This window comes from Scytonema sp. HK-05 (assembly GCF_963872035.1).
Taxonomy (GTDB): domain Bacteria; phylum Cyanobacteriota; class Cyanobacteriia; order Cyanobacteriales; family Nostocaceae; genus Kalymmatonema.
Map to the genome: position 1 here is coordinate 121,857 of NZ_CAWMYC010000001.1, position 19,657 is coordinate 141,513.

A 19,657-nucleotide genomic window follows, 5' to 3' on the forward strand; every position below is an offset into this window, starting at 1 on the left:
TTCCGCGCCAATTTTTTTGGAGTTCAGTAGTCATTGTGCTGCTGTTTCTTCCACAAAGATGAGCATGCACTAATATCGTGTCCGGTGAAAGACTTATCATTAGGGGGCAAAGGGGGCAGGGGGAAGGTTTTTCACTCTTTCTGCACAGATGTAGGAATAATAACTAATGAACCGGACTTGGCATAAGAAAATATTTGCTATTTACTGCCAGTGTTTATGTTAAAAATATCAACATTAGACAAGAGTGCAAAAAGGGCTTTTGCACTCTTATCAAATCCGAGCGATCGCTCACCATGTCATTGCCTATCACGCTCAAGCATCGCCTTTAAAATAGAGTTATTAACCCTCCAAAAACTCTCGTATGTACTGATTGACTAATTGAGGCTGTTCCTGTTGTACCCAATGGCTACAGTTGGGAATATATTTGATTTGAAAATCTTTCACATAAGCTTCTGTGCCATAGCTTAATTCCTTACCAAGGGCGATGTCTTTTTCTCCCCAAATCATCAACGTTGGCACTTCCAAAACGCCCCACTTTTGATTTACCATTCTCTGTTGAAAAATGTTGCGATAATAGTTCAACATTGCAGTAAGGGCACCCCGTTTGGATGCGGCATCTTTGTAAGCGTCAATATCCGCTTGCGTGATAGCACTCTTGTTAACCGCCATACCTTTAAAAGCAGTTTCAAGTGGTTGATAATCAAACGATTGTATGAGAAATTCCGGTATTGCTGGCAATTGAAATAAGAACATATACGAGCTGCGTAGCAACTGTTGAGGAGTGCGTAAGCCTTCGGCAAATTTGGCGGGATGAGGCAGATTAAGTACAATTAAACGCTCTACCATTTCAGGGTGAGAGTAAGCAAAATTCCAGGCTATCAAACCACCCCAGTCATGTCCCACCAAAATACTCTTTTGGTATCCTAATCCCTTAATAACCCCCTCGACATCTCTAACAAATTCATCCATCACATAAGCTGATTGGTTTTTTGGCTTATCGCTGTCGTTGTAGCCACGCAAGTCAAGGGCAACAACTTTATAGTTTTTCGCAAATTCTGGTATTTGATGCCGCCACGAATACCAAAACTCAGGGAATCCATGTAGCATCACCATCAGAGGACCTTCTCCCTGAGTGACGTAATGCAGCTTAACTCCGTTTGTTGTGATGTACTGGTGCTGCCATGAACTTTCTAGTACAGACATAATTTATACTCTTAAAGGTAGATAATCGGGCTTTAAATACAAGTATTAATAATAACTTTTATCGAAAATTGTTTAGATTCAAAACTAACTTGAGAAGGAACAAATTACTCAATAAATCTTCATGTTTTATTTAAAATTGTTCCTTGGGTAGATGTATATTATGCGTGAATTTTGCTAAATACTTATCCATAATTAAACTTAAATATTATGGCACAGCAACTAACACAACATCCTTCTGCGTGGGTGGAGCGATTAGCTAGATTTGGTTATATATCTAAAGGAGTAGTTTACGGTGTTGTTGGACTATTGGCAGCGCAAGCGGCGTTTGGTAGTGGTGGTAAAACGACTGATACAGAAGGCGCTCTCCAGGAAATTGTCAATCAGCCATTTGGAGAATTTTTGCTAGCATTGGTGGCAATTGGGTTAATTGGATACGTGATTTTTCGTTTTGTGCAAGCAATCAAAGACCCAGAAAATAAAGGCACAGATGCCAAAGGTTTGGCACAGCGATTTGGTTATGCAATTAATGGTTTGATATATGCTGGTATAGCATTAAGCGCCGTGCAAATTATCCTTGGTTCAGGTAGTGGTGGTAACAGTAATTCTAGACAAGATTGGACAGCACGACTACTTTCTCAGCCCTTTGGTCAATGGTTAGTTGGGGCAGGGGGAGCGTTTACTATTGGTTTGGGTTTCTATGAGTTTTATCAAGCTTTTAGTGCGAAGTTTCGTAGAAAATTAGATTTGCATGAATTGGACGATTCAGAACGCAAATTGGTAATGGGTATTTCCAGATTTGGTTTGGTAGCGCGAGGAATAGTCTTTTGTATTATTGGTTGGTTTTTGATTCAAGCAGCAACTCAGTCTGACGCCAGCCAAGCGGGAGGCTTAGGTGAGGCGTTACAGGCGATCGGGCAACAACCTTATGGTCCTTGGCTTTTGGGTATTGTCGCGCTGGGTTTAGTTGCTTACGGTGGTTACATGGTGATTCAGGCGCGATATAGTCGGATAGTAATAGGAAGATAGAAAAATTGACTTTTATAAGATGAAATATCTTATAAAAGTCAATTGTTATGAAAATAAAACCACAGATGGACACAGATGGACACAGATAATTAACTACTGTTAAACTGTGTGGATATGTGGTTATAAATACGAAATACACACTTTTAGAAAAAGTCTATTGAATACCCCGGACACATTATTAAAAGGCGCATGGCAAAAGTAGAAATACGCGGCGTCTGGCTAACCACCACCGATAGCAAAGTTTTCGATTCTCGGCAAAATATTGCGTCAGCGATGGACTTCCTTGCCGAGACGGGATTTAATGTGGTCTTCCCTGTTGTCTGGAACAGGGGGTCAACAATGTATCCCAGTCAATTAATGCGGCAAACCTTTGATATAGAAATGAACCCGCAATTTGTTGGGCGCGATCCTTTGGCAGAAGTGGTGACTGAGGCGCGGCGGGTTGGGTTAAAAATCATTCCTTGGTTTGAATACGGATTCGCCAGTTCCTACAATTTGAATGGTGGATTGCTGTTAGCAAAAAAACCTGAATGGGCTGCCCGTGACAGTGAGGGCAATTTGCTGAAGAAAAACGGGTTTGAGTGGCTGAATGCCCTTGACCGGGAAGTCCAAAGTTTCATGTTAAATCTTATATTAGAAGTCGTAAAAAATTACGATGTAGACGGCATTCAAGCTGATGATCGCTTGCCTGCATTACCAAGCGAAGGCGGCTATGATTCAGGAACCGTGGAACGCTACCGTCAGGAGTTTGGTGAATCTCCGCCAAAAAACTTCAAGGATGGGCGATGGTTGCAGTGGCGTGCTGATATTCTCACAGAATTTCTTGCCCGCCTCTATCAGGAAGTCAAAGCGATTAATTCCAACCTGCTGTTAACGATTGCCCCTAATATTCATGATTGGGCATACAAGGAATACCTGCAAGACTCGCCCACATGGCTGCAACGAGGGCTGGTAGATATTATACATCCGCAAATTTATCGCCGTGATTTTCTCACTTACAAAGGTATTGTTGATAAGCTAGTCAGCGAGCAATTTACAGATACTACGCTGTCGAAATTGGCACCAGGAATTCTGATGAAAGTTGGTTCTTACCGGATAAGTCCAGAGTACCTGTTGCAAGCTATTGAGTATAACCGTGCTTGTGGTATTTCTGGGGAAGTCTTCTTTTTCTATGAAGGTTTGCGAGAAGACAATAGCGCCTTAGCTAGGGTGTTGCGAAAAGGTCCTTATGCCCAGTCTGCTGCATTTCCTTCTCTGCTAGAGCTAAATAAAGCTAGAGAGAGCAAGAAGACATCATCTTCTCTTTGGCAACATTTGCTGGGGTTTTTGAGGAATATTGTTTAGGGGGCAATGCGTGGAATATCAATTCTCAATCGCTCTAGAAACCTGGTAAAAGATAAGCATCGTTTAGGTAGTTCACGTAGAGCAGCCAATACTTTTAAAACCACAGTTGTCAGTGCTGTCATGTCGCAACGTAGGTTGGTGGTATTGGACAAGTACCTAAAAATTTGTTAAATCCACCTAAAAATTTATCAAAAAAAACGAAATCATCTACTTAAAGACGTATTTAATAACTACGATTGTTATTGCTTAGAAGTGATATTGATAACAAGCAGCTAGTACCGCAAGGCGGAAGTCAAAAGTCAAAAGTCAAAAGTCAAAAGTATTATGGAATGGGCTTTTTAGGGATTTTAAATGGTTGCCCTATTTACGCCGCTCTGTACTAGTGTGTTGTTCTAGAAAGTTGTAAGCGACTCATTCTATTTCCCTCGACTGTTTGATATTTAGCGTTTCGCTTTTTGTGGGATGGGCTTCTAACCCGTCCTATTAACAGGGCGGGCAGGATGCCCACCCCACTCATATTGAATAATTTATTTTTTGGAAGTACCTTACTCGGCTTGTTTCCAATATTTGACCAGCGATCGCTCGACTCCCAAAAACCGGGCAATCTGGGCTAAGGTTCCGATAATCAGCTTTTGGACGAACAACGGTAGACCAACGAATACGAGGTCGGCTTTCTGAATAACTAGGGCGAGTTGCAGGGGATTTGTAGGCATTCCCTCCTTGTTCACTTTTGCATCGATCGCCAGACCGTACATTGCTCTAATAAACTGCTCAAACTCTCCTGCTGGGCGTACTTCGGATACAAATGTTACCCACTCGTCAGAGGTATTGCGGAAACTATGAGGCGTACCAGCGGGAACGTACACAATTTCTCCTGGTCGGAGTATTTTAATGTTTCCTTTCGCACCTACTTCCATTTCCAGCGAGCCGCTTAAGACCTCAAAGGTTTCTGTGAGATGATTGTGATAATGCAGGGGACTGCCATTTGATCCGGGCGGAAGGTTAAATTGAGCCTTAAAAGAATTCCCGTTACTATCGTGAGTCGAGCAAAGGATTGTCATGCGATCGCCAGTCACGGGGTTTTCAATTTGTTCCGGTAATGACTGATTTGAGATTGCAATGAACGAAGTATTGGAATCAAAGCCTAGTTTTGTTGATGTCATTTTGGGAAAGCTCCTTTGTTTAAGTTGTTTGATGTACAGCGCGTTTTGACCAACAATTAAAAGGTAAGCTGTCTAGTTAGGTGTTGAATTGACATATTGCGCCAAGGAATTGACTCATCACGCCGTTTTGGAAAACTGCGCTTGAATGTCCTATGAAAGAGGCGACCTTCTCCGTTTCTCTTGTTCGCAGCACTGTTCAATATGCAGCAACTTATAAAGGCATAGATTCCAAAAGCTTGTGTGCTGCCATTGGCATTGACCCTAAAATGCTGGAGATGCCTGATAGCCGCGTTACAGGGGAAACCAATCGAGCTATGTGGCACGAAGTCGTCAAGCTGACAGGGGATGACAACATCGGTTTACATATAGGGGAAACCTTCAATGTGGCGATGATTGGGATTGTGGGCTATGTGCTTTTCAATTGTCAGACCTTTAGACAAGTGCTGGAAAACCTCTCCCGCTACACACGTCTGTTCAGTCAGGGGGCTTATATTCACTTCTCGGTTTCACAAGGGCAGGTGTTGTGCGACTGTGATATCGTCAGTCACCTGAAAAACTACTTGCTAGAAGAACCTCGCCAGCCCATCGAATCTACGTTTTCAGCCCTACTAACGACAACAAAAACGCTGACGGGTAACTCACTAATTCCTGATGCAGTTTGGTTTCAACATCCACGTCCAACGGATATTTCTGAACACCAGCGCATCTTTCACGCACCTGTGCATTTCTCTCAACCAACAAATCGGCTTATCTTCGATGCTGGCTGTTTGGATTGGACTATTTTATCCGCCAATCCATCACTTTTGTCGATGTTTGAGCAACATGCTGAGGCAATGCTGAACGAACTTAGCCAGGAAGATACGTATACAAACCAAGTTGTTCGGGCAGTGACGCATGGTTTGAAGGCAGAAGTTCCTACTATTGAGGCGATCGCTCGCAGTTTGGCTATCAGTGTTCGGAACCTGCAACGAGAGCTGCAAGCAGAGGGGACTTCGTATCAGCAACTGTTGGATGAGACGCGCAAAGAGTTAGCTCTAAGATATTTGAAAAAACCCGATACCCCAATTCACGATATAGCTTTTTTGCTGGGTTTTTCCGAACCAAGTGCGTTCCACCGTGCATTTAAGCGATGGACAGGAAAAACGCCACGGGCATACAGATGACTTCCACAGTAATAGAACTTATTTATCTGTGTCCATCTGTGTCCATCTGTGGTTCATTATTTCTTTGGTGTACCTTACTGGCTTTGGAAACGCTGTAACAGTAACAGAACTTATTTTTGAGGAGCGATCGCGTGGAATATCAATTGCAAGTCGAACGGAACATTGAAACTCTCAAAAAAGATTTGCCAACACTTTTTGAGCAGGATATTTCCTACGACATTTACACGCAGAATATCTACTTTCAAGACCCTGTCAATAAGTTTAAAACAAAATTTAACTATCGTATTATCTTTTGGACTTTACGATTTCATGCTCGATTATTTTTTACACAAATTTACTTTGATTTACATGATGTCAATCAGTCAGCCGAGGACATCATTTTGGCAAAGTGGACAGTTCGCGGTGTTTTGCGGGTTCCTTGGAAAGCTAAGATATTTTTCAACGGCTACTCGACGTACAAACTCAACAAAGATGGTTTAATCTACGAGCATATCGACACTTGGGACCGCAAACCAGGAGAGATTTTGCAGCAGTTCTTCCGTAAGGGTGGAGAAATTTGATATGTTGTCTTTCGCCTTGCATATCAGCCCGTTTATAGGAAATTTGATAGCAACAGCGCTAACGTTTGTTTATGTGTTTGGGCTGGTAGCACTGTTGAATTTTTGTGTAACTAAATTTGGGCTACCGCAAGATATTAGCCGCAAAATTACGCATATTGGTGCTGGATCGCTCATTGGGTTTTTGCCTCTGTACACCGATTTACATTGGTCGAAGTACTTAAATGTGACGATTTTTGTTGTCTGGGTAGTCCTCCTTGTACAAAAAGGGCTGTTTGCCAAACCAGACGATGAGGCTGTTAATATTATGACCCGTACAGGGGATAGGCGTGAACTCCTCAAAGGTCCGCTTTATTTCGTGATTGTGGCAACTATTTGTGGCACACTATTTTATAAAACTTTTCCTGGGATTGTAGCAATGACAACTCTCGGCTGGGGCGATGGTGTTGCACCAATCATTGGTTCTTATTATGGCAAGCTCAAATACCAAATTCTCAGCAACAAAAGCTTGGAAGGAAGCCTCTCGATGTTTGTTTTCGCTTTCGCCGCGAGCGTCTTTTTTGTTTGGCTGATCATCCCAAGTGAACTGAATATTAGCAGGATTTTCTTGCTGGCATTTATCGCTACACTTGTTGAAGGATGTAGTCCGAAAGAAGTTGATAACATTCTCATTCCAACAGCGGTAATTGTGGCGGCAAATTTTATTTAATCAAATCCTCAGCAGGCTTGATTTGTACCTACTTTTTTAAAGTAAAAAAGAACGTGCTACCCTGACCAACTTCTGATTCCACCCAAACCTTGCCATCATACATTTCTACAATCTTTTTTACTAAAGCTAAACCAATGCCTGTACTGTCATCTTTATTGCTAGATAATTTTTGGAAGATTTGAAATATTCTTTCAAAATATTGCTTTTCAATTCCTAAACCATTATCAGCAACACTAAATTGCCAATAATCATTATCTTCAGTACAGTCGATTAGAATCTGACCTTGCGGTTTATCAATAAATTTGATGGCATTACTCAATAAGTTTTGAAAAACTTGTTCTATACGAGTTTTTTCACAGTAAACAATAGGTAATTTATTCGCTATCTGTATTTGTATATTTTCACTAGGACTAAGAATGTCAATCACATCTGCAACGACTTTATTTAAATTCACTTGCCGACTCTCCTCTTGAAGGCGTCCAACTCTTGAGTATTCTAAAATGCCATCAATTAAGTTATACATTTTCTGAACTCTATTTATCAAGAGATTAACGAATTCTCTACCCTGTTCGTCAAATTGCTCAGCGTAATCAGCTAATAGCCACTCTGACAATGAAGCAATTCCTCGAAGTGGCGCTTTTAAATCATGGGAAACCACATAAGCAAAATCATTTAATTCTTTATTTGCACTTTCTACTTTTTTGAGTAACTGCGCCATCTTGTCCTGGGACTCCTGGCGTTGAATAATTTCCTGCTGAAGGTGTTCGTTGGCTTTTGCTAGTTCAGTAGTACGTTGCTTTACAAGTTCTTCTAAATGTTCTTTGTACTCTCGCAACTCTTGCTCAACTCGTTTACGCTCAATATTTTCCTCTTGCAAAGCTTTATTTGCCGCTTCAAGCTGTGCTGGGCTGGGGAGAGCAAGTGCTAGAGGAACTAGAGGGATGAGAGTAAGAGCTGTATAAAAAGAAATGATAGCTGTGAAAGCTTTGATAGTTCCAGATAACCAATAAACAGGATGCCAAAGCGTCCACACTTCTACAATATGTGTTGTGCCACAAGAAATAATAAAGGCTCCAAACAAGAGAAAAATGTTTCTAAAAGGCACATCTTTCCGCTTGCGGACAAAATACACCAGCGTCAGCGGGATCGAATAGTAAGAAAGTGCGATTATGACATCTGACAGGATATGCAGCGAAACCAACTCTGGTTTCCATAAATAACAATGCCCATGAGGAATAAAATTTTCTGAGAAAAAATTGTAAAAAAGATCCATGCCAAAACCTCCTACCTCCTGCACACTCATATACCTGACTATTATGCAAGAGGTAGAACTAAATATGTATTAAGGAGGATGTTTATTAGATTGAAGTTATTTATGGGGGATGAACTTCAAGAATTTCTCCACTGAGTAACTCCGCTTGATGATGCTCCTCTGCGGCATCCCCAAGGGCGATCGCCTAATCAGTTATTCCCAGGCTATGAGTAAATAGGTTTGCTTAAGGTGTGATGGCGGTTGGATGTACGGCAGTAATTTCTGTATAGCGAGTAAAATCGCTGATGTTGAAGGTCAGGATGTGGGTTAACCCATGCACCAGCATTGCTGCGACCAGTCGAGCGTCATGTACGTTTACTCCTCTAATCTTATAGGCAACTACCAGCTTTTCCCATTCTTGGTAAATTGCCTCCGTATCCAGCAACAAGGGAAAAATAGTCTTTAAACGGTTAATTTCTGCTTCTGCTTGGGCTGCGGTATGTCCCAAGCCATTCCTCTGGGTTGGACGGGTGTAAACGTTCCAAAATTCAATCAAGTTTTGCGGTACGATGCATAAACGTTCTCCCAGTGCCAGCAGGGTAGCGATGGCATGACTTGCATCTGGATACATTGGGTGAGAGGGTTCTACGCTACGAAGCAATACATTTGTATCTACAAGAAAAGTCAATTATAATTCCTCGTCTGAGTAGATACTTTCCCGGCTAACAGCATAATCTGATAACAGAGGTGAATTGCGATCGTGACTCTCTGCCCACTCCCGAAACACTTGTGCCAATTCTTCTGGAGTAGCGGTTTCGTACAAAGGACGCTGTACCTGTTGTGGTTGAACTAACCGCTCAAGCATTGCGTCCAGGTGTGGTTTAATTTCGTCTGGACTTTTTGTGGTTATCCGCGCCAAAACCTGAGTGATTGTCTCTATATCTTCTTTATGTGCTGACTCAAAATTGCGAAGCAATTCTTTGGAAAGGTTATTCATAACAATAAGGCCACCATTCAACAGAAAATTTATTTTTAGATTACTGAGAAATTTTTACACGCAGCGTACCTCATCATTTACAATGCATCAAGTTCCACTCACAGACTCTACCCTTGCTGCTGAATACTGCTGTAACACCTGCTTAATATACTGCCCAGTATAGGATCTAGGATTCTCCGCCACCTCCTCTGGCGTACCTACAGCAATAACCTCTCCCCCTTTGTCGCCGCCGTCCGGTCCCAAATCTACCAGCCAATCAGCACAACGAATCACATCTAAATTGTGTTCAATCACTAAAATGGAATTCCCTTTATCCACCAAACGTTGCAAGACATCTAACAACTTGTGGACATCATAAAAAGATAAACCTGTCGTGGGTTCATCTATGAGATAAAGTGTCTTACCTGTAGCGCGACGTGATAATTCTGTTGCTAATTTTATCCGTTGTGCTTCTCCACCAGATAAGGTTGTTGCTGGTTGTCCAAGTTGAATATATCCCAACCCCACATCAACTAAAGTTTGCAGTTTCGTCGCTGCTTTGGGAATATTTATAAAAAACTCCAAAGCTTCCTCAACAGTCATATTCAGAACATCAGAAATAGACTTATCTTTGTACTTGACCTGCAATGTTTCGCGGTTATATCTTGCACCTTTGCAAACTTCGCATTGGACATAAACATCTGGCAAAAAGTTCATTTCAATGACATTCACACCTTGTCCACTGCAAGCTTCGCAGCGTCCACCTTTGACGTTGAAGGAAAATTGCCCTGCTTTATAACCCCTTGCTTTTGCTTCAATTGTTGCTGTAAAAACTTCGCGAATAATATCAAAAACACCTGTATAAGTCGCTGGGTTAGAACGCGGTGTTCTACCAATAGGTGATTGGTCAATGACAATGGCTTTGTCAACACTATCCAATCCCTCAATGGCATCTATGTCTTTAGGAAAAGGAACTTTGCGCGTCAGCTGATGTTGCAGTGCGGGGTAGAGTAGTTCGTTAATTAGCGTAGATTTACCAGAACCAGAAACACCAGTGACAGCGACAAGTTTACCTAAAGGTATTTCTACATCTACATTTCTTAAGTTATTGCGGCGGGCATTTTTAATGACTAAACTTCGCCCATTTCCGTCTCGACGTGCATCTGGAGTTGTAATCACCCGTCGTCCTGACAAATATGCACCCGTTAGCGACTCTTCCGCTTTCAGCAACGCTTGCAAATCACCTTGGGCGACAATATTTCCGCCATGAATACCCGCATGAGGACCAATATCAACAAGGTAGTCAGCAGCACGAATGGTTTCTTCATCATGCTCTACCACAATTAAGGTATTTCCCAAATCCCTCAATTTTGTTAAAGTTCGCAGTAACCGCCCATTATCTCGTTGATGCAAACCAATACTTGGTTCATCCAAGACATACAAAACCCCAGTCAACCCAGAACCAATTTGAGTTGCTAGACGAATTCGTTGCGCTTCCCCACCCGAAAGCGTCATCGCCGGACGATCAAGTGTTAGATAATCTAATCCTACATCCAACAGAAATTGCAATCGCGCTCTAATTTCTCTCAGTACCAAGTCGCCTATTTGCAACTGGCGATCGCTCAACTCTAACTTATCAATCCTCTCCCGACACTCTCGAATCGAAGCACCACTCAAATCTAAAATCCGGTACTGTCCCAACCGCACCGCCAACGCCTCCGGTTTTAAGCGCTTCCCCTCGCACACTGGACACGGCTGGTCAATCAAATACTGTTCTAACTTTTGCTTAATTAACTCCGAACCACCATCATACTGCCTTTGCAACATAGGCAGCACCCCTTTAAACCCTGAGTTCTGCTTCTTCTGCGCCTCTTTGGTTCGTTCCTCTCCATATAAAATGACCTCTCGTTGCTCCTCAGTCAACTGACTCCACAGCGTCTGCAACTCAAACCCAAACTCTTGCCCCTGCTTGTACAATAATTCCAGATAATAAGAATTGTCCTTATCCGACCAAGGAGCAATAGCAGCATACACAGGCGCTTTCGGGTCAGGAACCACCAAATCTGGCGAAAACCTTCTTAAACTTCCAAGCCCGTGACAGTGAGGACAAGCACCATAAGGAGAATTAAACGAAAACAAACGCGGCGATAATTCTTCCATAACCGCCCCGTGTTCCGGACAAGCAAAGTTCTCGGAAAATACTAATTCTGCGGGTAATTCTTTTTCTTTTGTATCTTTTATAAGTTCAATCACCGCAATTCCACTAGATTGTTTCAGGCAAGTTGCAAGAGAATCGACCAAACGCTCCTGCATACCAGCCTTTTTCACGAGGCGGTCAATCACCACTTCGATTGTATGCGTAACATTTTTATCTAACTCAATCGCGTCAGAAAGTTCTCGCACCTCGCCATCCACCCGGACACGGACAAAACCTTGAGAGGCTAAACTTGATAACAGCTTGTTGTGAGTCCCTTTTTTACCCCGGACGACAGGCGCGAGGATTTGAAAGCGGGTACGTTCAGGAAGTTCTAGAATGCGATCGCACATCTGATCTATCGTCTGAGGGGCAATACAGCGATCGCATATCGGACAATGAGGTTCACCCGCCCGTCCAAACAACAGACGCATATAATCGTAAATCTCCGTCACCGTCCCCACGGTGGAACGGGGGTTATGGGAGGTAGACTTTTGGTCAATGGAAATCGCCGGGCTTAAACCCTCTATCGCCTCCACATCAGGTTTTTCCACCTGTCCTAAGAATTGCCGTGCATAAGCACTGAGGGATTCCACGTAACGGCGTTGCCCTTCGGCGAAGATGGTGTCAAATGCTAGGGAAGATTTGCCAGAACCAGAAACACCAGTAAAGACAATCAGGCGATCGCGTGGCAGTTCCAAATCAATATTCTTGAGATTATGCTGCCTTGCACCTCGAATGCGGATTGTATTTTGGTTGTTGGAGTTAGGGTGTGGAAGATGTCCATTTAAGGATGCGGCTATCTGCTGGCTATTTGACATATGGGTGAACTGAGAGAAAGCGGCGGAGGCGAAACAGTTCTTAATATTATCATTGTCGCCCTTACCATAGTAGAACAATCGTACTGTTATAGGTGATGATTCCACCCTTGTTTGTAGTGTAATTGCCCTTATCTCTTGTAGCCGATAGCTCAAAGCCTCTGGGCAAGAAGTGCAGGAACAATAGTCTCAAACGATGACTCACTGTTACGCTAGATTTATCGATGGCATTGAAGAGGCATTTTTACTATGCTAGCCAGTGCAGCCACTTATGAAATTACCTGGGAAAAGTTACCAGATGATTTTGTTTTAGATGACGAGCCAGTGGATAACATTAATCAGCCACTATTAGCTGCGGCTTTAACAGAAAGCTTAGAACTGGCGGTCAGATTATCAGCCAACGCCTTAACCATAACTAACTACGGCATCTGTGCGACTTTAAATAACAAAATCGTGGTGAAAGCTCCCGATTGGGGATTTATACCTTCTATTAAAGTATCACGTGAAGAGGTTAAGCGTAGTTATACTCCACAACTCCAGGGTGATTTTCCAGTCATCGTGATGGAATTTCTTTCGGATACAGAAGGTGGAGAGTATTCCAGTAAACCAACTTATCCACCTGGCAAATGGTTTTATTATGAGCAAGTTTTAAAAGTTCCCAACTACGCCATTTTTGAACCAGAAACGGGAGTGTTGGAAGTTTATCGGCTAGATAATTCTGGGCAGTATCAACTTCAGACACCAGATGAAAACAATCGTCTCTGGATTGCGGAAATGAACCTGTTTTTAGGTATATGGCAAGGAAGCCGAGAAAATCGAACAGGCTATTGGTTGCGTTGGTGGGATGAACACGGGGAACTCTTGCTATGGGGTTCGGAATTAGCAACTAAGGAACGTCAACGGGCAGAACGATTGGCAGCGCAGTTGCGATCGCTCGGAGTAGAACCAGAAATTTGAACCTAGTTTTCATTGAATGACGGTCTGACCCAGGCGCTTTAAAGCTCTCAAAACCATATATAAATCATCAGCACGATTGAGAGACAGTGTGTAGGATAGAGCATATTTCGGTTGACCTTGTTTGGTCAATTTCAAAAACTGGAATTCTCTACCATTGGTCACAAAACCAAACACGGGTTTTCCAGAATCAGGACAACTAAGCATATATGCCAGAACTTGAGGAATTGCTGCCTCTAGAGAGTATTGTGCCCGTTTTGCTTCAATCGTAATCACCCAAAACGGAGGATGAAATACTAAAATCTCTATGAGACCGCGTACAATTGTGCCTTCATCTTCGGATAGAATTTCTATCCCCTTTTCAGCAGCAATGTAAAAAGGTGGACGATAAAAACCTGCCAGCTTCAGTAGAGGTGATAGCACAACCATCTTGACGACAGGCTCTAGAATTTCATATTGAGATAAATGAAAATACTCACGCTTGACTTCATCGAGAACTTGCTTTTCTGAGTCACTGAGTTCAGGCAAATTATCCTGCCAGTCTCGGAAAAACTGTTCGTTCTCCGTGCGTTGCAGCCCAAATGTTTCGCTTAACTGGGCAAGATTAATATCTTTTGCTTGTATAGTTTGAACCATAACTTCATGATTTCACTTCAACAGACGTAGTAGTCAAGAAACCCGATTTTTTAAAACCGGGTTTTTCACTCAGTTTACAAAGATGCTAACCAGTCCACAATTTGTTGATTGACAACATCTGGCACTTCATCGTGGGGACAATGTCCAGCCCCCGGAATAGGCACAATTTTGATATCCTTACCATTTTCCCGCGCTTTTTCGTAAATTTTCGCCCCGGAGATTGGTGTCCAAGGGTCATCTGCACCCCAAACGACCAGCAATGGGCGCTCCACCTTAGGCAAAAGCTCCACTGGAGAAGGACCAGGAGGCGCAGTGAGGATAGAGGCGAAAACTTGTTGCGCTCCTGGATCACAAGAAGGAGCATAAAGTAAATCTACCAATTCATCGGTGACGGCTTCCCGGTTGCGGTAAACCTGGTATAGGGTACGGCGAATTTGGGCTTTTTGGCGGACGCGGTTAAAGACGAATCCTCCTGCAAGGCGCGATCGCACCAATGAGTTAAAAGCTCCCATTGCGATACGAAGCGGCGGGTTCAGTTCCTGTGGTCGATGACTCAACCCACCTGCACAGTTAATCAAAACACCAGCTGCGGCTACTTCCGGATGTTCCGCCACCACCATTAAGCTTAGAAGTCCGCCGATAGAGTTACCTATAAATATCGCAGGCTCTTGAATGTGTGATGCACAAAAATCCTTGAGCAGTTCCACCCACACTTCGACTGTGTAATTTAACGGTGGCTTATCGGAACCACCAAACCCCAAAAGGTCAACAGCAAAGACTTGATAGCCAGCGGCTGCTAAAACGGGGATATTTTTCCGCCAATGTCCAATCGAAGCCCCAAAGCCATGAACTAGTACTAGGGGGCGTCCAGTACCCATAACGGTGTACTGAATTTTGTAACCCTGCCAAGTCCAAAAGAGTTTTTCAAAGGTAGCCGTTGTTTGCTGCTGGATACTTACAGTCATTGATTAAGATTTTTAAAGTGTGTCCTCATATAGTCATTTTCTCTAATTTCAGAGAATTAGGCACAAAATGCTATTGTTGAACCAGTCCCAGTCGGGTTAAGGTTTCTGCCCTAAGACGCTTTCTCCCAAGGAAGGGAAAGAAACTGTAACTTAATTTCTAGACAAAGCTACCCATAGCTACTCAATTTTGGGTAGCTTTATATTTTTATTCGGTTTTTACTACTTGATACATGGTCTAAATTTGACCATGAGCAGACGATTGAGTGAAATAATAAAATGCCTAAACGAAATAGATGGTTTAAGGTTTTGCTTACTCAGCAAGAATTAGACAAGCTTCAAGCGTACGCAGACAAACAAGGCTGGAATATGTCTCAAGCATTTAGAGAATGGATAAAGGAGTTGCCTTGCTACTTGGATTCAAAACAGAGCTAATACTCAATAAGGCGCAACGCACAGCATTGATGAAGCATTGTGGTATAGCACGCCATGCTTGGAATTGGGGACTAGGACTGACCAAACAAATTCTTGACCACAACAATGCCTTACCCGATTCTAAAATCAAATTTCCTACTGCTATCGACCTACATAAGTGGTTAGTAGCGTTAGTGAAATCTGAAAACGAATGGTATTATGAATGCAGCAAATCTACACCACAACAAGCTTTAATGGCTTTGCGTGAGGCTTGGAAACGTTGTTTTAACAAAACTGCTGGTGTTCCAAAGTTTAAAAAGAAAGGCAAGCGTGATTCTTTCACACTTGAAGGTACTGTCAAAATTCTAGGTAATAACAAAATTCAAGTACCTGTAATTGGTGTTCTCAAAACTTATGAACGACTCCCACAAGTATTGACCAAGTCTGCAACAATTAGCCGTCAAGCCGATAAATGGTTTATCAGTTTCAGATTTGATGTAGAAACTCAAAACTTAGAGCAGACAAATGTTGTAGGCGTTGATCTTGGTGTTAAAAATCTTGCTACATTATCTACTGGTGAGGTGATTGCAGGAGCGAAGTCTTATAAGAAATATGAAGCTAAGTTATCCAGAATGCAATGGTTGAATCGCCATAAAATTATCGGTTCAACTAATTGGAAGAAAGCACAGATAGCAGTAGCTAGGCTGCACATGAAGATAGCCAACATCCGAAAAGACACGTTACACAAACTAACAACACTACTTGCCAAGAACCACGGCACGGTAGTGATAGAAGACTTGAATGTATCGGGCATGATGGCTAATCATAAGCTAGCAAGGGCAATTGCTGACATGGGATTTTATGAGTTTCGGCGTCAGTTGACTTATAAGTGTCAATTGTATGGCTCCAAGCTTATTGTAGTTGATCGATGGTTTCCCAGTTCTAAAACTTGTTCAAACTGCGGAACAAAGAAAGAAACACTCACTTTAAATGAGCGAGTGTTTGAATGTGGTGATTGTGGATTTGTCATTGATCGCGATTTGAACGCAGCGATTAATTTGTCAAAAGCTGTCAGTTAGGCAGTGATAGCCTGTGGACTGGTTGATGCCGACATCTCCAGGTTGAAGCAGGAAGTAAACGAAACCCAAAGTGGAAATAATTAGTACAAGTTATCTTTGTCTAGAAAGGTCTAATTATGGGTAGCTTTGGGTAGGATTTATGTAACGGAAAATTCATATGCGAATCACGGACATTAGACTTCGGTTAGAACCTGGTCAAAAAGTTACCTTACAGCCTGTTTCTTGGGAAAGATTTGAAGAAATTCTCGTTGAGTTAGGACAAAAGCGGTCATCTCGAATTGCTTATGCCAATGGAATTTTAGAAATCATGGCTCCATTACCAGAGCATGAACGGTCAAAAGTCTTACTTGCAGATTTCGTAAAAACCCTGTTAAAAGTCCAGAAACGAGCATGGGAACCCCTTGGTTCGACGTTAATGTACTGCGAGAAGGCAAGTATGTTGAGTTCCAGACCAGTCCTACATTCCCTAATGTAGAAGTTATTAAGATTATTCCACGGTTTATGCAACGTGCCGTCATAGGTTGGTGTCACTCAGACTCTAGAAGAACTTGAGGTATTTGCTAGAGGTGGTGATAGTTAAAAACAGAATGTATTTTAATGCTTAAGAAGAACTCAGTTATCAGAATGCAGAACTCAGAATACATCCCTATAAATAAATTTAGGGGATTTAAATAAGGACGCCTTGTTTCATCGCACTACGTGTCTTAAAACAATTCTTTTTCTTCTTTCCATAAAGGAGTTGGGGGCTTGCATCCTTTTACTTATTCCTCCAAGCTGACTACTGAGTTCTGAGTCCTAAGTTCTTTCTTCGGTCACAACTTAATTATTCCAGCGTCATCGCTCCATTTGTACTTCCATCACCTTGCACATAAATATCTCTAATTGGGAAGGGGATTTTAATTCCTTCTTTCTGATAACGTTTGTGCAATTTCTTAATAAATAAATGTTTAGCCATACGTTGGTCAAAAAATTCATTGACTCGCATATAAAGCGTAAAATTTATACTAAAATCAGCAAATTCATTAAATCTTATATAAGGTTCATTTGCTATTAATTCAGGAGCAATTTCCTGCATCACCTCTTTAGCAACCTTTACAGTCACTCTTTCGACTTGATCAAGGTCGCTATCATAGCCAACTCCTACATTCATCGTTAATGTGATTTCTTTAACTGGTAGATGATAGTTCGTGAAAATAGCGGAAGCTAGCTTAGAATTTGGTACTATTATCACGTTATTGGAAAGCTCTTTTATAGTCGTATTGCGCCATGTTATATCTGTAACGTAACCCTCATGATTTCCATCAGCTAGTTTAACGTAATCTCCTGTTCTGACTTGCTTAGAAATAATTAAATAAAAACCAGAAAATAAATTAGCTAGTGTATCTTGAAGTGCTAAACCAACTGCTATACCACCAACACCCAACGTTGTCAGTATTGGTGTAATTTCAAACCCTAACGTCTGCAATATAATTAATGTTCCCAAAACTAAAACGGCAGTTTTGGCTCCATTAGAAAGCAGTGATGCTGAAAGACCATTAGTTCTGCGAAAAAATAAATTTACAAACCCAGCAGTCAGTCTGGCAAAAACTACAGTGACTGTATATAAAAAAGCGCTTGTAATAATCTTTTTCAGTAGTTCTGTAACATCCGGATCAGGGCGGTAACTCATCAGTGCAGCATAAAACCCACCAAGCACGCACCAAAAGAAGGGCATACGATTCAAGGAGCGAAATATAATTTCACTTCCGCGAATTTGTCTGCTAGCAACAAATTTTCTCAGTCTTGTAAAGATAATTTGTTCGCTGATAATTCCACCAAGAAAACCAGCCAAGATAAACAGAATTGGCAAAATCCAATGCATCATAAAAATTTTTGATTTTAGACTTTGGATTTGAGATTGAAGGAATTTCTAGTATAATATCCCACAGCAAAAGATACCAGAATCGCAGCTAGAAGTGATTCGATAATTCCGTGAAAAGCGCTCTCGGCTTATTTGCTATTGTCCCTTGTTTGGTTTTGTGTTTCAACAAAACTTGCGTGAATCTGTGTCGGTTAAACTCGGGATTCGACGTAAAAAACTACTTACTTGTTCCCAAATTCGCAAAGAGTACCAACGAGAAAATATCTTTTGGCGTACTTAGGGTCTTGGCGGTTCAAAATAAATAACATGAACTTGCCAATTATTTACCACCCCAATTATGTTGCCCCACTACCCGAAGGTCATCGCTTCCCGATGCCAAAATTTAGGCAACTCTACGAACTGCTCCTAGCAGATAACGTAGCGCAAAAAGAACAATTTCACACGCCTACACGCCCACCACAAGAGTTGATAGAGTTAGTTCACACCCCAGAGTACGTTCAAGCTTACTGTCAGGGTACTCTCGATGCCAAAGCACAGCGGCGCATTGGATTACCCTGGAGTTCAGCACTGGTGAACCGTACGTGTGTAGCAGTAGGTGGTACTATTCTTACCGCGCAACTCGCACTAAAGCAGGGTTTGGCTTGCAATACTGCAGGCGGTACTCATCATGCTTTTCCCAGTTATGGATCTGGTTTTTGTATTTTCAACGATTTGGCGATCGCCTCCCGCGTCTTACAAAAACTCGGACTTGTCCAAAAAATTCTGATTGTGGACTTGGACGTGCATCAAGGCGATGGCACTGCTTTCATCTTCCAAGAGGATGATAGTGTTTTCACTTTCTCGATGCACTGCGAAGTTAATTTTCCTGGCACAAAGCAACAAAGCGATTTGGATGTTCCCCTGGCTGTAGGAATGGAAGATGACGCCTATCTGCAAACTTTGGCAAAATTTTTACCAGATTTGCTTTCGGATGTCAAGCCAGATTTCATTTTCTACGATGCTGGTGTTGATCCACACATAGGCGATCGCCTGGGAAAATTAGCCCTAACCGATACAGGCATCTTCCGTCGGGAAATGCAGGTTTTGAGTACCTGTGTTGCCGGCGGATACCCTGTCGCTTGCGTTATTGGCGGCGGTTATGCTGATGATATGAAATCCCTTGTTTATCGTCACTCCTTGGTGCATCGCGCTGCCAGTCAAGTTTATCAGCAATACAGACTTTGATATAGTAGAACTCTTGCATACAATCAATGTTTTTGAGATGAAACCACAGATGGACACCGATGAGCACCGATATTTATCTGTGTCCATCTGTGTCCATCTGTGGTTCAAAAATTCATAAATCC

General features: G+C 42.2%; 18 protein-coding genes. 9 read left to right on the top strand and 9 right to left on the bottom strand.

Annotated features, from left to right (window positions below):
• Positions 1 to 339: 339 nt before the first annotated feature.
• Positions 340 to 1,203 (bottom strand): alpha/beta fold hydrolase, encoded by an 864-nt coding sequence (locus tag AACT52_RS00515; RefSeq protein ID WP_073626198.1) that lies wholly within the window; start codon positions 1,201 to 1,203, stop codon positions 340 to 342.
• 207 nt (positions 1,204 to 1,410) lie between these two features.
• Between AACT52_RS00515 and AACT52_RS00520 the strand changes: the two genes are divergently transcribed.
• On the top strand, positions 1,411 to 2,229 hold the full coding sequence (locus tag AACT52_RS00520) for a DUF1206 domain-containing protein (RefSeq protein WP_073626200.1): 819 nt from the start codon (positions 1,411 to 1,413) through the stop codon (positions 2,227 to 2,229).
• A 189-nt stretch (positions 2,230 to 2,418) separates the two neighbouring features.
• Positions 2,419 to 3,573 (top strand): glycoside hydrolase family 10 protein, encoded by a 1,155-nt coding sequence (locus AACT52_RS00525; protein ID WP_073626202.1) that lies wholly within the window; start codon positions 2,419 to 2,421, stop codon positions 3,571 to 3,573.
• Between the two features lie 545 nt (positions 3,574 to 4,118).
• On the opposite strand, the gene AACT52_RS00530 is transcribed toward AACT52_RS00525, so the two are convergent.
• On the bottom strand, positions 4,119 to 4,736 hold the full coding sequence (locus AACT52_RS00530) for a cupin domain-containing protein (protein ID WP_073626204.1): 618 nt from the start codon (positions 4,734 to 4,736) through the stop codon (positions 4,119 to 4,121).
• 152 nt (positions 4,737 to 4,888) lie between these two features.
• Between AACT52_RS00530 and AACT52_RS00535 the strand changes: the two genes are divergently transcribed.
• The 3 genes from AACT52_RS00535 (at position 4,889) to AACT52_RS00545 (ending at position 7,165) form a co-directional block, all read left to right on the top strand.
• Positions 4,889 to 5,899: an AraC family transcriptional regulator gene (locus AACT52_RS00535; RefSeq protein WP_073626205.1), complete on the top strand. Its 1,011-nt coding sequence runs from the start codon at positions 4,889 to 4,891 to the stop codon at positions 5,897 to 5,899.
• A 131-nt stretch (positions 5,900 to 6,030) separates the two neighbouring features.
• Entirely contained in the window at positions 6,031 to 6,459 is a 429-nt protein-coding gene (locus tag AACT52_RS00540; RefSeq protein ID WP_073626207.1) for a DUF2358 domain-containing protein, read from the top strand.
• Between the two features lies 1 nt (position 6,460).
• Positions 6,461 to 7,165 (top strand): diacylglycerol/polyprenol kinase family protein, encoded by a 705-nt coding sequence (locus AACT52_RS00545; RefSeq protein WP_073626210.1) that lies wholly within the window; start codon positions 6,461 to 6,463, stop codon positions 7,163 to 7,165.
• Positions 7,166 to 7,193: 28 nt separating this feature from the next.
• Here the strand turns inward: AACT52_RS00545 and AACT52_RS00550 are convergent, their stop codons facing one another.
• From AACT52_RS00550 to uvrA, 4 genes are all read right to left on the bottom strand, one after another.
• Complete coding sequence (locus tag AACT52_RS00550; RefSeq protein WP_073626212.1) at positions 7,194 to 8,468, bottom strand: sensor histidine kinase; 1,275 nt, start codon at positions 8,466 to 8,468, stop codon at positions 7,194 to 7,196.
• Between the two features lie 193 nt (positions 8,469 to 8,661).
• Positions 8,662 to 9,105 (bottom strand): type II toxin-antitoxin system VapC family toxin, encoded by a 444-nt coding sequence (locus tag AACT52_RS00555; RefSeq protein ID WP_073626213.1) that lies wholly within the window; start codon positions 9,103 to 9,105, stop codon positions 8,662 to 8,664.
• On the bottom strand, positions 9,106 to 9,414 hold the full coding sequence (locus AACT52_RS00560; protein ID WP_198940781.1) for a hypothetical protein: 309 nt from the start codon (positions 9,412 to 9,414) through the stop codon (positions 9,106 to 9,108).
• Between the two features lie 87 nt (positions 9,415 to 9,501).
• Positions 9,502 to 12,408 (bottom strand): excinuclease ABC subunit UvrA, encoded by a 2,907-nt coding sequence (uvrA, locus tag AACT52_RS00565; RefSeq protein ID WP_073626215.1) that lies wholly within the window; start codon positions 12,406 to 12,408, stop codon positions 9,502 to 9,504.
• Between the two features lie 246 nt (positions 12,409 to 12,654).
• On the opposite strand from uvrA, the gene AACT52_RS00570 reads away from it, so the two are divergent.
• The gene (locus tag AACT52_RS00570) at positions 12,655 to 13,362 is read left to right on the top strand and encodes a Uma2 family endonuclease (protein WP_096549386.1); all 708 of its coding nucleotides are present in this window, start codon (positions 12,655 to 12,657) and stop codon (positions 13,360 to 13,362) included.
• A gap of 9 nt (positions 13,363 to 13,371) precedes the next feature.
• On the opposite strand, the gene AACT52_RS00575 is transcribed toward AACT52_RS00570, so the two are convergent.
• Positions 13,372 to 13,995 (bottom strand): restriction endonuclease subunit R, encoded by a 624-nt coding sequence (locus AACT52_RS00575; RefSeq protein ID WP_073626219.1) that lies wholly within the window; start codon positions 13,993 to 13,995, stop codon positions 13,372 to 13,374.
• A 74-nt stretch (positions 13,996 to 14,069) separates the two neighbouring features.
• Positions 14,070 to 14,960 (bottom strand): alpha/beta fold hydrolase, encoded by an 891-nt coding sequence (locus AACT52_RS00580; protein ID WP_073626221.1) that lies wholly within the window; start codon positions 14,958 to 14,960, stop codon positions 14,070 to 14,072.
• A gap of 404 nt (positions 14,961 to 15,364) precedes the next feature.
• Between AACT52_RS00580 and AACT52_RS00585 the strand changes: the two genes are divergently transcribed.
• Positions 15,365 to 16,450, top strand: coding sequence for an RNA-guided endonuclease InsQ/TnpB family protein (locus tag AACT52_RS00585; protein WP_073626399.1), 1,086 nt, complete (start codon positions 15,365 to 15,367; stop codon positions 16,448 to 16,450).
• A gap of 157 nt (positions 16,451 to 16,607) precedes the next feature.
• Positions 16,608 to 16,925 (top strand): Uma2 family endonuclease, encoded by a 318-nt coding sequence (locus AACT52_RS00590; RefSeq protein WP_233153751.1) that lies wholly within the window; start codon positions 16,608 to 16,610, stop codon positions 16,923 to 16,925.
• Between the two features lie 348 nt (positions 16,926 to 17,273).
• Here the strand turns inward: AACT52_RS00590 and AACT52_RS00595 are convergent, their stop codons facing one another.
• Positions 17,274 to 18,314, bottom strand: a complete 1,041-nt coding sequence (locus AACT52_RS00595; protein WP_073626223.1) for a mechanosensitive ion channel family protein — start codon at positions 18,312 to 18,314, stop codon at positions 17,274 to 17,276.
• A gap of 303 nt (positions 18,315 to 18,617) precedes the next feature.
• On the opposite strand from AACT52_RS00595, the gene AACT52_RS00600 reads away from it, so the two are divergent.
• On the top strand, positions 18,618 to 19,535 hold the full coding sequence (locus tag AACT52_RS00600) for a histone deacetylase family protein (protein WP_073626225.1): 918 nt from the start codon (positions 18,618 to 18,620) through the stop codon (positions 19,533 to 19,535).
• Positions 19,536 to 19,657: the final 122 nt, after the last annotated feature.